At 73.5% G+C, this 14,300-nt stretch carries 15 protein-coding genes; 4 read left to right on the top strand and 11 right to left on the bottom strand.

From position 1 onward, the window contains the following. The first annotated feature begins 1 nt into the window (after position 1). Positions 2-829, top strand: coding sequence for a substrate-binding domain-containing protein (locus tag ACIBSW_RS19710; protein WP_354727397.1), 828 nt, complete (start codon positions 2-4; stop codon positions 827-829). Here the strand turns inward: ACIBSW_RS19710 and ACIBSW_RS19715 are convergent. Next, a complete protein-coding gene (locus ACIBSW_RS19715; protein ID WP_354727395.1) occupies positions 826-3,612 on the bottom strand; it encodes an FAD-binding and (Fe-S)-binding domain-containing protein in 2,787 nt (928 codons plus the stop codon). The two genes, ACIBSW_RS19710 and ACIBSW_RS19715, sit on opposite strands and share 4 nt — an antisense overlap. Before the next feature lie 16 nt (positions 3,613-3,628). Here ACIBSW_RS19715 and ACIBSW_RS19720 point away from each other — a divergent pair, with 16 nt between their 5' ends. Then, positions 3,629-4,318 carry a GntR family transcriptional regulator gene (locus ACIBSW_RS19720; RefSeq protein ID WP_354727393.1) on the top strand — a complete coding sequence of 230 codons (690 nt, stop codon included), beginning with the start codon at positions 3,629-3,631 and terminating at the stop codon, positions 4,316-4,318. Here the strand turns inward: ACIBSW_RS19720 and ACIBSW_RS19725 are convergent. The 4 genes from ACIBSW_RS19725 to ACIBSW_RS19740 form a co-directional block, all read right to left on the bottom strand. After that, positions 4,280-4,633, bottom strand: a complete 354-nt coding sequence (locus ACIBSW_RS19725; RefSeq protein WP_354727392.1) for a hypothetical protein — start codon at positions 4,631-4,633, stop codon at positions 4,280-4,282. The genes ACIBSW_RS19720 and ACIBSW_RS19725 overlap by 39 nt on opposite strands. A gap of 387 nt (positions 4,634-5,020) precedes the next feature. Next, positions 5,021-5,629, bottom strand: coding sequence for a glyoxalase (locus ACIBSW_RS19730; protein ID WP_354727390.1), 609 nt, complete (start codon positions 5,627-5,629; stop codon positions 5,021-5,023). Continuing rightward, entirely contained in the window at positions 5,626-6,039 is a 414-nt protein-coding gene (locus ACIBSW_RS19735; RefSeq protein WP_354727388.1) for a VOC family protein, read from the bottom strand. Before ACIBSW_RS19735 ends, ACIBSW_RS19730 begins: the two co-directional genes overlap by 4 nt. 54 nt (positions 6,040-6,093) lie before the next feature. Next, a complete protein-coding gene (locus ACIBSW_RS19740) occupies positions 6,094-6,972 on the bottom strand; it encodes a carbohydrate kinase family protein (RefSeq protein WP_354727386.1) in 879 nt (292 codons plus the stop codon). Positions 6,973-7,226: 254 nt separating this feature from the next. On the opposite strand from ACIBSW_RS19740, the gene ACIBSW_RS19745 reads away from it, so the two are divergent. Then, positions 7,227-7,670: a DUF6209 family protein gene (locus tag ACIBSW_RS19745; protein WP_354727384.1), complete on the top strand. Its 444-nt coding sequence runs from the start codon at positions 7,227-7,229 to the stop codon at positions 7,668-7,670. Beyond that, a complete protein-coding gene (locus ACIBSW_RS19750; RefSeq protein ID WP_354727382.1) occupies positions 7,667-8,200 on the top strand; it encodes a hypothetical protein in 534 nt (177 codons plus the stop codon). The genes ACIBSW_RS19745 and ACIBSW_RS19750 overlap by 4 nt, the downstream gene beginning before the upstream one ends. Positions 8,201-8,204: 4 nt before the next feature. Here the strand turns inward: ACIBSW_RS19750 and ACIBSW_RS19755 are convergent, their stop codons facing one another. Genes ACIBSW_RS19755 through ACIBSW_RS19780 form a run of 6 tightly spaced genes read right to left on the bottom strand, consistent with a single transcriptional unit; the run spans position 8,205 to position 14,197 of the window. Then, positions 8,205-8,894: a GNAT family N-acetyltransferase gene (locus ACIBSW_RS19755; RefSeq protein ID WP_354727380.1), complete on the bottom strand. Its 690-nt coding sequence runs from the start codon at positions 8,892-8,894 to the stop codon at positions 8,205-8,207. After that, positions 8,891-10,255 carry an NtaA/DmoA family FMN-dependent monooxygenase gene (locus ACIBSW_RS19760; protein ID WP_354727378.1) on the bottom strand — a complete coding sequence of 455 codons (1,365 nt, stop codon included), beginning with the start codon at positions 10,253-10,255 and terminating at the stop codon, positions 8,891-8,893. The genes ACIBSW_RS19755 and ACIBSW_RS19760 overlap by 4 nt, the downstream gene beginning before the upstream one ends. Then, positions 10,239-11,462 (bottom strand): LLM class flavin-dependent oxidoreductase, encoded by a 1,224-nt coding sequence (locus tag ACIBSW_RS19765; protein ID WP_354727376.1) that lies wholly within the window; start codon positions 11,460-11,462, stop codon positions 10,239-10,241. Before ACIBSW_RS19765 ends, ACIBSW_RS19760 begins: the two co-directional genes overlap by 17 nt. Before the next feature lie 32 nt (positions 11,463-11,494). Next, positions 11,495-12,454, bottom strand: a complete 960-nt coding sequence (locus ACIBSW_RS19770; protein WP_354727374.1) for an ABC transporter substrate-binding protein — start codon at positions 12,452-12,454, stop codon at positions 11,495-11,497. A gap of 19 nt (positions 12,455-12,473) precedes the next feature. Beyond that, complete coding sequence (locus ACIBSW_RS19775) at positions 12,474-13,241, bottom strand: amino acid ABC transporter ATP-binding protein (RefSeq protein WP_354727372.1); 768 nt, start codon at positions 13,239-13,241, stop codon at positions 12,474-12,476. Then, complete coding sequence (locus ACIBSW_RS19780) at positions 13,238-14,197, bottom strand: amino acid ABC transporter permease (RefSeq protein WP_354727370.1); 960 nt, start codon at positions 14,195-14,197, stop codon at positions 13,238-13,240. The genes ACIBSW_RS19775 and ACIBSW_RS19780 overlap by 4 nt, the downstream gene beginning before the upstream one ends. Positions 14,198-14,300: the final 103 nt, after the last annotated feature.

A 14,300-nucleotide genomic window follows, 5' to 3' on the forward strand; every position in this document is an offset into this window, starting at 1 on the left:
GGTGACACAGGCGCAACGGCGGGTCGGACTGGTGCTGGCCCGCGCCTCGCGGGTGCTCGGCGAGGAGCCGTATTACCACGAGTTCCTCGAGGGGCTCGAGCGCGTGCTCACCCCCGCCGGGGTGTCGGTGCTGGTCAAGGTCGTCACCGACCGGGAGGCCGAGAAGCAGGCCTACGAACGCTGGGCCGCCGACGGGCGGGTCGACGGCGTCGTGCTCGTCGACCTGACGCCCGAGGACGACCGGGTGGCCATGGTGCACCGGCTGGGGCTGCCCGCGGTGGTGATCGGCGCACCGTCGACGGCGTCGGGCCTGCCGACGGTCTGGACCGACGACGCCGGGTTCGCCCGGGAGGTGGTCGGATTCCTGGCCGAGCGGGGGCACGAGGTGATCGGGCACATCAGCGGCCCGATGTCGTTCGTGCACACCCAGCTGCGCCGCGAGGGCACCGAGGCCGAGGCCGCCGCGCGCGGCGTGCGGCTGCTGCACGGCGAGGGCGACTACTCGTACGAGTCGGGCCGCGCCGTGACCGCCGGCCTGCTCGGCGCCGGCCCGACCGCGATCGTCTGCGACAACGACCTGATGGCCCTCGCCGTGCTGGACGAGCTGCGCGAGCGCGACCTGGCGGTGCCGCACGACATCTCGGTGGTCGCCTGGGACGACTCCGCCCTGTGCCAGCTGGCCGTGCCGCCGCTGTCCGCGATGAGCCACGACGTGGGCCGCATCGGCGAACTGGCGGCCCGGGCCCTGCTCGACGCGCTGGCCGGTGCGGCACCCGAGGTCTACCGGGCGCCGACCGCGCACCTGGTGGCCCGCGAGAGCACCCGCTAGCGGTCCAGCAGCTGGGCCAGGTGCACGGCGGGGCGACCCCGCAGGTCGGCCACCTGGGTGCGGCAGGAGAAGCCGTCGGCGAGGACGACCGCGTCGGGCGCGGCGTCCAGGGCGGGCAGCAGGTTCTGCTCGGCGACGGCGACGGAGACCTCGTAGTGGCCGAGCTCGACGCCGAAGTTGCCGGCCAGGCCGCAGCAGCCGGCCAGCCGCCGCACCCGGGCGCCGGCGGCGGCGAGCAGGTCGGCGTCGGCCTTCCAGCCCAGGACGGCGTGGTGATGGCAGTGCGGCTGCGCGACCAGCTCGACGCCGGACAGGTCCGGCGGCGCCCAGCCCGGCGTCTTGGCGAGCAGCTCGGCGAGGGTGTGCACGGCACCGGCCACCAGCGCGGCGTCGGCGTCGCCGGGCAGCAGCTCGTGCACGTCGGAGCGGAGCACCGCCGTGCAGGACGGCTCGATGCCCACGATCGGGACGCCGTCGCGGGCGTCGGCGGCGAGCGCCGCGACCGTACGCGAGAGGATCTTGCGCGCCGAGTCGAGCTGTCCGGTGGTGATCCAGGTCAGGCCGCAGCACACCGAGCCGGACGGCAGCCGCGGTTCGTAGCCGGCCGCGCGCAGCACCCGTACCGTCGCCTCGGCCACCTCGGGTGAGAAGGCGTCGGAGAACGAGTCGGCGAAGAGCACGACCGGCGTGCGGCCCTGGGCCGCCGCCGGGGTGAAGGCGCGCCGGAACGGGCGCCGGGCGAAGGCCGGCACCGAACGCCGGGCGTCGACGCCGGCCAGCCGCAGGGCGAGGCGGCCGAGCCCGGGCAGCCGGACCGCCGCGTTCGCCAGCCGGGGCGCCCAGCCGGCCAGGCGGGCCCAGAACGGCAGCCGGCCGAGCGTGTAGTGCGAGCGCGGCCGCAGCCGGCCGCGGTAGCTCTGGTGCAGCACCTCGGACTTGTAGGTGGCCATGTCGACGCCGGTCGGGCAGTCGGAGGCGCAGCCCTTGCAGGACAGGCAGAGATCCATCGCGTCGTGCACCGACGGGTGCGACCAGGGCAGTTCGCCGCGCACGACCTCCTGCAGGATCCGGGCGCGCCCGCGGGTGGAGTCCTTCTCCTCGCGGGTGGCCAGGTAGGACGGGCACATCACGCCGCCGGCGGCGGAGTTGTCGGCGCGGCACTTGCCGACGCCGGTGCAGCGGTGCACGGCCTGGCCGAGGTCGCCGTCGTCGTGCGGGTACGCCATGGCCAGTTGCTTGAGCGGGAAGCGCCCGGCGGGCCGGATGTCGGCGTCGACCGGGTCCGGGTCGACCAGCACGCCCGGGTTGAGCAGGTTGCCGGGGTCGAACGCGTGCTTGACCCCCGCGAACAGGGCGATGGCGTCCGCGGAGTACATGTGCGGCAGCAGCTCCGAGCGGGCCCGGCCGTCGCCGTGCTCGCCGGAGAGCGAGCCGCCGAACTCGCCGACGAGCTTGGCCGCGTCGGTGAGGAACTCGCGCAGCACCGCCGTCCCGCCGGGCCGGTCGAGCGGGTAGTCGAGCCGCACGTGCATGCACCCGTCGCCGAAGTGGCCGAACGGCGCGGACGTCATGCCGTACGCGGAGACGAGGTCGTCGAAGCGCGCCAGGTAGGCGCCGAGGCGCTCCGGCGGCACGGCGGCGTCCTCCCAGCCGGGCCAGGCGGGCTTGTCCGACGGCGCCCGGCCGGCCAGGCCCGCGCCGTCCTCGCGGATGCGCCAGAGCCGGGCCTGGGTGGCGGGGTCCTCGACGACGAGGGCCTCGCCGAGGCCGTCGGCCGCGAGCTTGCGGGCCCGCGCGGCCACCTCGCCGGGCTCGTCGCCGGCCAGCTCGACGAAGAGCCAGGCCGCGCCGCGCGGCAGCGGCGGGACGGCGTCCGGTCCGCGGCGGGCGCGCAGCACGTCGACCAGGCGCGAGTCGAGCCCCTCGCAGGAGGTCGGCCCGTGCGCGACCACGGCCGGCGCCGCCTCGCCGGCCGCGATGATGTCCGGGAAGCCGAGCACGACGACGACCCGGACCGGCGCGTCGACGACCAGCTTGACCGTCGCCCGGGTGATGACGGCGAGGGTGCCCTCGGAGCCGACGAGCGCCCGGCCGAGGTCGAAGCGCTCGGGCAGCAGGTGCTGCACCGCGTAGCCGGACACCTGGCGGCCGAACCGGTCGAACTCGGTGCGCGCGGTGGCCAGGCGCGCGCCGACCACGTCCCGCAGGCCGGCGACCACGGCGTCGCCGCCCCGCACGACGGCGGCGCCCCGGTCGTCGTAGCCGGTGACGACGCGGTCCCCGGCCGCGGTCAGAAGCTCGAGCCCGGCGACGTTGTCGCTGGTCCGGCCGTAGGCGAGTGACCGCGAGCCACAGGCGTTGTTGCCGATCATCCCGCCGATGGTGCAGCGCGGATGGGTGGACGGGTCCGGCCCGAAGCGGACGCCGTGCGGCATGACCGCCTTCTGCAGGACGGCGTGCACGGTGCCGGGCTCCACCACCGCCGTGCGCGCGGCGGGGTCGACCTCGAGCACCCGGTTGAGGTGGCGGGAGAAGTCCAGCACGATGCCCCGGCCGACGGCGTTGCCGGCCACCGACGTGCCGGCGCCGCGGGAGGTGAGCGGCACCCCGGTCTCGCGGGCGACGGCGAGCGCCGCGGCCACCTCGTCCACGTGGCGGGGCCGGACCACGGCGAGCGGGGGGATCCGGTACAGCGAGGCGTCGGAGGAGTACATCCCCAGCGTGCCCGCGTCGGCACGCACCTCGAGCCCGGCCTTCCGCAGGGCTTCCACCACTTCGCTCATGAGTAACATGTTACTCATGCCTCGACTCGCCCTGCCGACGGACGCGCACAACCTCGCCGACGCCGTCGCCCGGGCCGTCCGCGACGGCGTCGCCGCCGGCGAGCTCGTGCCCGGCACGACGTACTCCGTCTACCAGCTGGCCGACCTGCTCGGGGTCTCCCGCAGCCCGGCCCGCGAGGGCCTGCTCCGCCTCGCCGAGGCGGGGCTCATCGAGATCCACCGCAACCGCGGCTTCCGCGTCCTGCCGCCGGGCCCGCACGACATCGAGGAGATCGTCGAGATCCGCCTCGCCCTCGAACCGCCCGCCGCCCGCCACGCCGCCGAGCGCGGCACCGACGAGCAGCACCGCACCATCCGATCCGCCCTGGACGAGATGGCAACCGCGGCCGCGCGCGGCGACGACGCGTCCTTCTGGCCGGCCGACCGCGCCCTGCACGACCTGCTGCTGCGCGCCTCCGGCCGGCACCGCACGGCCGCCGTCGTCGAGCGGCTGCGCAGCACCACCGCCCTGCTCGGCCCGCCGACCACCGCGAGCGGCCGCACCCTGCCGGAGATCCACGCCGAGCACGAGCCGGTGGTCACCGCCGTCCTGGCCCGCGACGGCGCCGCCGCGGAGGCCGCCATGCGCACCCACCTCGAGGCGACCCGGGACCTGCTGGTGCGGAACCTACTCGCCGTCGCACCCGGCCGGGTCGATCGAGCGTGAGCCGGGCAGCGCCTGCTCCATCCAGGCCAGCTCGGAGCCGACGTCGGCACCGGTGAAGAGATCGACATCGTCCGCGTCGTGCACCACCACCAGCACCCGATCACCCCGGGCCGGTTCGGCGCCCGATCCGCTGACCGAGAGCACCGCCGGCCCGTTCTCCGGCTTCAGATACCGCGGCGCGTCGAGCGTCACCGTGAACCGGTCGCCGCCGCGGCTCACCGACGTCACGTCTCCCACCGCGATCGTCTCGGCGCAGGCGACCAGGCCCGGCAGGCTCCGGCTCTCCGAGCTGTCGGACGACCCGGTCCCGCTCACCGCGTAACCGCCGGCCAAGGCGATCCCCACCGCGGCGCCCGCCGCCAAGATCCAAAGTCCAAACCTTTTTCCCTTACGCGTCAACGAGGCGGGAGCCTCCTCGTCGGTACTGCCGCGTGCGTCCTCGACCCTGGCCATCTGACACCCGTCCCTCCGCGTGCCGGGCGGCACTCGGCACTTCGACGCAGAGCACCCCGAAAACGTTCACGAAGATCAGGCCGTCCACCGGTGGCCCCGGCTTCAGGTACCGCGTCGCGTCGAGGAAGAACACCGCGACAAGCCGCGAGTGGCAGCGCCGACGAGCAGGCTCCCGCCTCGTTGACGCGTAAGGGAAAAGGTTTGGTCTTCGGGTCTGCGAATGGTTGGTCTCTGTATCCGCGGCGAATGTTAGATGGTCTCCCAGGTGAAGCCGTCCGGGTCGGTGAAGGGGCCGGCGTCGCCGCCGACGACTATCCGGTGCGATCCGGTGCCCTCGGGTGCGACGCCGACGTTCTTGGCGGCGGCGCGGCGGCCGTAGAGGGCCAGGTTGACCGGCGAGCCGGCGGTGTCGAACTCGACGTACTTGCTGCCGAAGCTCTTCTTCACGGCCAGGCCGTGGTCGACGTAGAACTGCTTGCTGGCCTTCACGTCCGCGACGCCCAGCAGGAGCACGACGTCGTCGACCTCCCGGGTCGGCGGGCCGGTGTCCTTCTTCGATGACGTCGCGACGCTCCAGATCGTGCCGTCCGGTGCCTGCACGGCCGCGCCGTAGCCCCAGAGGCTCTTCTTCGCCGGCTTCAGCGTCGTGGCGCCGGCACCGAGGGCGGTGCCGACCAGGCTGTCGACGATGCTCGGCTGCGACACCACCAGGGAGAGCGTGAAGCCGCGGAAACCGGTGGTCGGCGCCGACGAGGCCCGGAAGGTCACCATCTTGCCCAGGCCGAAGGCCTCGGCGTAGAAGGCCTCGGCGGCCGCGGGGTCGTCCACCTCGAGGGACACGTACTCGATGGCGGTCACTTGGCCACCTCCTGGATCCGCACCATGTTGCCGGCGGGGTCGCGGAAGGCGCAGTCGCGGACGCCGTACGGCTGCTCGGTCGGCTCCTGGATGACCTCGGCGTCGCCGGCCTGCAGGCGCTCGAACGTGCCGTCGAGGTCCTCGGTGGCGAGCAGCACGCTGCCGAAGGTGCCCTTGGCCATCATCTCGCGGATGGCGCGGCGCTCGTCGTCGGTGAGGCCGGGGGTCGCGGCCGGCGGGTACAGGACGATGGAGGTGCCCGGCTGGCCCGCGGGGCCGACCGTGATCCAGTGCATCCCGTTGTACCCGACGTCGTTGCGGACCTCGAAGCCCAGCTTGTCGCGGTAGAAGGCCAGGGCGGCCTCCGGGTCGTCCTGTGGCAGGAAGCTCGAGAAGATCGTGATGTCCATGCCGACAACGCTAGGCGCGCCGCCCGGACCTCGCTTCTCGATTCCTGATCGGTCTCAGGCCAGGGGTGTGTGGGCGCGCAGCAGCGCGCGCGTCAGCGTCGCCGCGGTGAGGTCGAGGGTTCGTACGGCCATCGCGCCGGCCCGGGACGCCTGGCGCAGGCACTCGGCGAGCGGCTCGCCGTCGAGGTGCGCGGCGAGGAACCCGGCGAAGAAGGCGTCGCCGGCGCCGTTGGTGTCGAGGATCTCGCCGGCCGGCGTGGCCGGCACCCGGATGATCCGCCCGTCGGCGTCGCAGGCGATGGCGCCCCCCGCGCCTAGCGTGCAGACGGCCAGGCGGCTGCCGGCGGCGACCCGCTCGCGCAGGAAGGCCTCGGGGTCGGCGAGGCGTTCCCCGCTGAGGAACAGGTAGTCGGCGGCGTCGCGGAACTCGCGCTGGAACTCGCTGACGCCGTCGTAGTCGTGCAGGTCGCACCAGACCGGCTTGCCGGCCCGGCGGGCCGCGCGCAGCACCGGGCGGGAGTGGTCGGCGAGGTCGGCGACGACCAGGTCGGCGGCGTCGATCAGGCCGGGCTCGACCGTGACGTCGTGCGCGGCCGCGGGCAGGGTCAGGTACACCGAGAGCCGCTGCCCCTGCGCGTCCATCAGGTTGACGTGCCGCTCGGAGCCGTTGGCGCTGGGGATGACCACGAGATCGATCCCGGGTGTGCGCAGCTCGGCGGTGATCCGCGAGCCGGTCTCGTCGTCCCCGACCAGGGTGATCAGGGTGACGGGCACGCCGAGCCGGGCCAGGTTGAGCGCCTTGCCGGCGGAGGTGCCACCCAGGCTGTCGTGGTGCGACCGGGCGAACAGGGCGTGTGGCTCCGGGAGCGGCAGGTTCGGCACGTGGACGATGAGGTTCCACGATGCTGGACCGGCGACGAGGACGCGAGGCATGGCGACATCATGCCGCACGACGCACTCTGCAAGAAGTTTCAGTTACGTGCCGGTTTCCGGGCCGTCGCGGGCCGCCGGGCCGGCCGCTCGCGCCTGGTGATTCCGCTCACGATGGCCGGTGGGAGCTGGCACGTGTGACCTGCGCGGAAGGCGCCCCAGGGCATTGACGGCAGTTGACGTCCTCTGCAAGAACTTGCAAGGGTGGAACGCGCCCCACGCCGAGCCGAACCACCCTCTGATGCGGAGAGAACACCATGCGCCTGACCACCGTCCCGACCCTGCTGGGCGTGATCGCCGCGGCGCTGCTGCCCGCCGCGCCCGCGTCCGCCGCCGCCGCCACCGCGCCCGTGATCCGCTTCTCGCCGGACTGGAACACCACCGTCGAGGGCGTCGTCGCGGCGAACGCCCCGGTGCTGGTGGAGTACGACCCGGCGCGCCTGCCGACGTGCCGCGCACAGTACGCCGGCGGCGACGCGTGGAGCATCGGCGTGGAGTTCCGGATCGACGGCGGCGCGGTGCAGCGCCGGCCGGTCACCGAGCTCGACGCCAACCGCCACCAGGTCCCGGTGCCGGCGTCCCTGCCGCTCGGCGCGGGCGCGCGCGAGCTGGAGCTGTGGTTCGTCTCCGGCGACCGGGCCGGCTGCCGGGAATACGACTCGCGGTACGGCGCGAACTACCGCTTCGCGGTCGCCCCGTGACCATCCGCGCCCTGCTCGCCGCGCTCCTCATCGTCGTCGCAAGCCCCGGTGCGGCCGTCGCCTCCCCGCCTCCGCCGCGGGAACTCGGCGCGCCCGACCTGGGCGGCTACTGCCGCTCGCTCGGCTACGCCGACGCCATCGCCCTGGGCCGCTCCGCATACGACTGGCACTGCCGCACCGCGGACCACCGGTACGGCGACCTGACGCTCGACGCCGCCTGCCGCTGGACGTACGGCACCCCGCAGGCCGTCGACCGCATCGCCGACTTCTGGCGCTCGGGCAGCGTCCAGTGCTGGCGGGTGCGCGACGACGTCATCGCGCCCGACCTCGACCGGTACTGCCGCACCACCGGCGCGGACGGCGCCGTACTGGTCGGCGGCGACGCCTACAGCTGGCGCTGCGTCACCGGCGCGGCCGAACCGGCGAGCGTCGACCTGCTCGCCGCGTGCCGGGAGGCCACCTTCGGGTACGCCACGATCGACCGCTTCGTCGACTTCCGGGACCCGTACTCCTGGCAGTGCCGGGTCTGAGCGGTCACGCGGGCGCCCGGAAGCGCCAGAACGTCGGGCGCCGGCGCAGGCGGAAGCCCAGCTCCTGGTACAGGCGGATGGCCGCGGTGTTGCCGGCGGCCGTGTGCAGCAGCGGGGTCTCGCCACGCTCGCGGATGCCGGCGGCCACCGCCCGGACCAGGCGGGTCGCCAGGCCGCGCCCGCGGTGTGCCGGGTCGGTGCAGACCGCGCTGATCTCGGTCCACCCGGGCGGGTGCAGCCGCTCGCCCGCCATCGCGATCAGCGCGCCGCCGCGCCGGATGCCGAGGTAGGTGCCGAGCTCGACGGTGCGCGGCAGGAACGGGCCCGGCTTGGTTCGCCCCACCAGGTCGAGCATCTCCGGCACGTCCGACGCGGTCAGGGTCACCGCCTCCGGGTCGGGCTCGGCCCGCAATGCCACGTCGACCAGCTGGACGCCGCCGATCCGCTCCAGCAGCGTCCAGCCCGGCGGCGCGACGAGGTCGTCGCCGGTCAGCGTCAGCTCGGCGCCGGGACCGACCAGCGCGCGCAGGTCCGCCCAGGCGCCCGCCTCGGCCGGATCGGACACCGCGTGGAACGGCGCCACCTCCGGGTCGTAGCGGGCGGCCCGCCCGACGACTCGCGCGAAGCGGGCGTGCGCGCCGCGCAGCGACGCCCACGCCGGGTTGTCCAGCACGGCCGTGTCGACGATGGTCATCGGGCCGCTCCCGCGACGGCGGGCACCGACAGGCCGAGGTGGTCGCGCAGGGTCGTGCCGGCGTACTCGGCGCGGAACACGCCCCGCTCCTGCAGCAGCGGCACGACGGTGTCGGCGAACTCGTCGAGCCCGTCCGGGGTGACGTGCGGCACGAGGATGAAGCCGTCGGCGGCGTCGCGCTGGACGAGGTCGTCGATGCGGTCGGCGACCGTGGCCGCCGTACCGATGAAGGTCTGCCGGCCGGAGACCTCGATGATCAGCTCGCGGATCGACAGGTTCCGCGCCTCGGCGCGCTCGCGCCACTCCCGCGCGGTGGCCAGCGGATCGCGGTGCATCCGCACGCTGGCCCGGCCGCGCGCGATGTGGGTGTCGCCGACGTCGGGGTCGACCTCGGGCAGCGGACCGTCCGGGTCGTAGCCGCTGAGGTCGCGGTTCCAGAGCTGTTCCAGCAGGCGCAGCGCGGTCTGGCCGCTGATCTGCCGGCGGCGGATGTCCGCGGCCTTCTCCTGGGCGTCGGCGTCGGTGTCGCCGAGGGCGAACGTCGCGGCGGGCAGCACGAGCAGCTGCTCCGGGGTGCGCCCGTACGCGGCGAGGCGCCGCTTGACGTCGGAGTAGAACGCCTGCCCGGCCTCGAGGGTGCCGTGCCGGCTGAAGATCGCGTCCGCGGTGCGGGCGGCGAACTCGCGGCCGCCGTCGGAGTCGCCGGCCTGCAGGATCACCGGCCGGCCCTGCGGCCCGCGGGGGACCGTGAACTGCCCGGCGATGTCGAAGTGCGCGTCGCGGTGGCTGAAGGAGCCGACGCGGGGATCCTCGACGAACAGCCCGCGGCCGGGGTCGGCGGGGAGCCGTTCGGCGGGCCACGAGTCGAACAGCTCGGTCGCGGCCTGCAGGAACTGGGTGGCCCGGCGGTAGCGGTCCGGTTCGGCGAGGAACCCGCCGCGCCGGAAGTTCTCCCCGGTGAACGCGTCCCACGAGGTGACCACGTTCCAGGCGGCCCGGCCGCCGGAGAGGTGGTCGAGGCTGGCGAACTGCCGGGCCACCTCGTACGGCTCGTTGAAGGTCGAGTTGATCGTGCCGGCCAGCCCGAGCCGGTCGGTGACCGCGGCGAGGGCGGCCAGCACGGTGAACGTGTCCGGGCGGCCCACCACGTCGAGGTCGTAGATCTGCCCGGCCTGCTCGCGCAGCCGCAGGCCCTCGGCGAGGAAGAAGAAGTCGAACTTGGCCCGCTCCGCCGTCTGCGCGAGCCGCGCGAAGGAGCCGAACTCGATGTGGCTGCCGGAGCGGGGGTCGCTCCACACGGTGGTGTTGTTGACGCCGGGGAAGTGCGCGGCGAGATGGATCTGCTTACGGGGCTTGCTCATCGGCGCTCCCGGTGGCGTATCGGTTGGTGGGGCGGGGCAGGCCGAGCAGGCCCCGCAGCGTCGCCGCCTCGTACCCGCGGCGGAACACGCCCCGCCGTTGCAGCTCGGGCACCAGGGCGCGGGTGACGGCCTCGAGGTCGTCCGGCAGGGTGCCGGGGCGCAGCCGGAAGCCGGTCAGCCCGGCGCCCCGCCAATCGATCAGCAGGTCGGCGAGCCCTTGCGGCGTACCGGTGAAAACCGTGGCGTCGGAGGTGAACGCGGCGCCGGCCAGGTCGTCGAGCCGCGCCTTGCGGTCCCGGGCCGCGGCGTCGGTCTCGCCGAGGAAGACCGCCAGGTCGGCGAAGACGTGCACGGTCTCGCCGGCGCGGCCGGCGGCCTCCTGCTCCGCCCGGATCTCCCGCACGATCGCCGCGCCGTGCGCGGCGTCGGCCGGCGTCACGTACACGATGTCGGCGCCGCGGGCACCCAGCCGGTACGCGATGCCGGCGTGCGCCAGCGCGCTCACCGGCGGCTGCCCCTGCGGCGGCCGCGGCGTGATCGACGGGCCCTTGACGCTGAACTTCGCGCCCTTGAAGTCGATGTAGTGCAGCTTGTCGCGGTCGATGAACCGGCCGGTGGCCGCGTCGCGGATCTCCGCGTCGTCCTCCCAGCTGTCCCAGAGGCGGCGGACCACCTCGATATGGTCCGCCGCCTCATCGAAGAGCTCGCCGAGCAGGTCCTGAACCTCGGGGGTGTCGAGGTCGTCGATCCGGAACGGCGGGATCGTCCGCCGTCCGAAGTGGGCCGCCTCGTCGGGCCGGCCGGACACCTGTGCCCGCCAGCCGGCCCGCCCGTTGCTGACGTAGTCCAGGGTGGCGATCGCCTTCGAGATGTGGAACGGCTCGGTGTGCGTGACCGTCGCCGTCGGTACCAGCCCGATGTGCCGGGTGAGCGGCGCGACCCGCGCGGCGACCAGCACCGCGTCGAGCCGGCCGCGTACCTGGTCGGTGCGGTCGTCGGGGCCGTCGCGCCGCGACGACTGCAGCCCGAGGGAGTCCTCGATGGTGACCAGGTCGAGCAGGCCGCGCTCCGCCTCCCGGACCAGGTCCACCCAGTAGCCGGGCCGGAACAGCTCGGCGGGGCGGGCGTTCGGCGCGCGCCAGGCGGCCGGATGCCATCCGGCGCCGTCGAGCGCCACGGCGAGGTGCAGCGGTACGGCTGCGGACATCGATCACTCCTTGGTCTGGCCGTCCCGGATGGCTACTTGTTGTCGATCGGCAGGCCGGGCGGGTTGACCTCGGCCTTCGTGACCGCCTCGTTGCGCAGGTTCCAGCGGTCGAGGATCTTGGCGTAGTCGCCGGACGAGATCAGCTGGTCCAGGGCGGCCGCGAGCGCCTTGATGAGGCCGTTGTCCTTCTTGGTGGTCAGCGCGATCTTGCCCTGCAGGTTGGCGCCGGCGCCGGAGTAAGTGCCGACGATCTTGGTCTGGCCGGCGACGGAGACGTGGTACGCGGCGCTGGGGTTGGGGGTGAAGTAGGCGTCGATCTGGCCGGAGCCGAGCGCCAGGTAGACGGCCTGGTTGTTCTGGTAGTACTTGATGTCGATCGGCTTGAGGCCCTGCTTCTCGGCCTCCCTGCTCCACTCGACGAGGATCTTCTCCTGGTTGGTTCCGGAGCTGACCGCGACCTTCTTGCCGGCGACGTCCTTCGGCGCGGTGATCGTGAGGTCGGTGTCCTTGCGGACCTCCCAGGCGAGGTTGTCCAGCCGGTACGTCACGAAGTCGTACTTCTGCTTGCGCAGCTCGGTGACGGTGATGTTCGAGGCGCCGACGTTGTACTTGCCGCTGTCCAGGCCGACGAACAGATTCTCCCAGGAGGTGTTCTGCAGGTCCGGCGTGAGGCCGAGCACGCCGGCGATCGCCACGCCGAGGTCGGGCTCGTTGCCGATCAGCGTCGTGTTGTCGGTGGCGGTGAACGCCAGCGGCGGGAAGCCGGACGCCGCGGCGCCGACGCCGATGGTGAGCTTTCCGGTGTCCCGGACGGCCTGCGGCACGAGGCTCGCGATCGCGTCCACCTTCGCCGGCACGATCCGCTTCTGGTCCGGGCTGGTGTTGAGGGCGGCGGACGACGCGGAGACGGTCTTCGGCGTCTCCTCGGGTGCGGCGCACGCGGCCAGGCCGGTGAGGAGGGCGGCGGCGGTCAGCGCGGCTCTGATGCGCATGGGGTCTCTCCAGGGGGTGTCAGCTGAGGACTTTGGACAGGAAGGCGCGGGTGCGGTCGTGTTCCGGGCGGTCGAGGAGCCGGTCGGGCGGGCCCTGCTCGACCACGAGCCCCTCGTCGAGGAAGACGATCGTGTCGGCGACCTCGCGGGCGAAGCCGATCTCGTGGGTGACGACGATCATCGTGGTGCCGGCGGTGGCCAGGTCGCGCATCACGTCGAGGACCTCGCCGACCAGCTCGGGGTCGAGCGCCGAGGTGGGCTCGTCGAAGAGCAGCAGCTTCGGGCGCAGGGCGAGCGCGCGGGCGATGGCGACCCGCTGCTGCTGGCCGCCGGAGAGCTGCCGGGGGTACGCGCCGGCCTTGTCGCCGAGGCCGACCCGGTGCAGCAGGGCGAGCGCCTCGGCGTGCACCTCCGCCCGGGGGCGGCGCTGCGCGGAGATCGGCGCCTCGGCGACGTTCTCCAGGGCGGTCAGGTGCGGGAACAGGTTGAAGTTCTGGAAGACGAAGCCGATGCCGGCCCGCTGGCGCAGCACGTGCCGCTCGCTCAGCTCGTGCAGCCGGTCGCCTGAGCGCCGATAGCCGATGATCTCCCCATCGACGCTGACGTAGCCGCGTTCGGTCCGCTCCAGCCGGTTGATGCTGCGCAGCAGGGTCGACTTGCCGGAGCCGGACGGGCCGATGACGACGGTGACGCCGCCCGCCTCGACGGTCAGGTCGACGCCGCACAGCACCTCGTGCGTGCCGAAGCTCTTGTGCAGGCCCCGGACCTCCACCATGGGCCGGCTCATCGCGCGCCGCCCGCGCGGCGCAGGGCGAACAGCCGCTGCAGCGGAGTCGGCGGCAGGGTGCGCAGCGCGCCGCGGGCGTAGTGCCGCTCCACGTAGTACTGCAGCACCGACAGGGCGGCGGTGAGGATGACGTACCAGACGGTGGCGACCATGAGCAGCGGGACGACCCGGCCGTTGCGCCCGTAGACGACCTGCACCTGGTAGAAGAGTTCGCCGATGGCCAGGACGTAGACCACGGACGTGCTCTTGAGCAGGTTCACCAGCTCGTTGGCCGCGCTGGGCAGGATGGCGCGCATCGCCTGGGGCAGCAGGATGCGGCGGAACTGCCGGCCGCGGGGGATGCCCAGCGCGGCGGCGGCCTCGAGCTGCCCCTGGTCGACGGAGATGATGCCGGCGCGCACGATCTCCGCGGCGTAGGCGGCCTCGTGCAGCGCCAGGCCGAGCAGCGCGGCGCCCAGCGAGCTGACCAGGTGCAGCGTCTCGAAGCGGAAGAACCCCGGCCCGAACGGCACGCCGACCTGCAGGGTCTCGTACAGGTAGCCGATGTTGGCCCAGAAGAGCAGCTGGACGATCAGCGGCACCGACCTGAACACCCAGGTGTACGTCCAGCTCACGGCCTGCAGGACCGGGTTCTTCGACAGCCGCATCGCGGCGAGCACGATGCCGCCGAGGAAACCGAGCACCGCGCCGGCGACGGTCAGCTCCAGGGTGACCACCAGCGCGCGGACGATGGACTTCTCGAAGAAGTAGCCGCCGAACGTGTACCAGTCCCAGCCGGGGTTGGTGGCCAGCCCGTGTGCGAACTGTGCGCAGAGGACGAGCACGACCAGCGCGAAGACCCACCGCCACGGATGGCGTGCGCGGACCACCCGCAGCCCGGCGAGGTCGGCGGGCAATGCGGCCGGATCGTCCGGCGGGTCGGCGTTCTTGCGGTTGATCGATGACACCAGGCTCACGGTTGCCTCCGCAATCACGGTTGGCGATGACCGTAGATCGCATCCATTCTGCCCACAAGTCCTATGGGCGTAATATGCTTTACACCGCACAACCTCTTGCCGT

Origin of the sequence: Actinoplanes sp. NPDC049668, from assembly GCF_044465445.1 — a bacterium.
GTDB lineage: Bacteria > Actinomycetota > Actinomycetes > Mycobacteriales > Micromonosporaceae > Actinoplanes.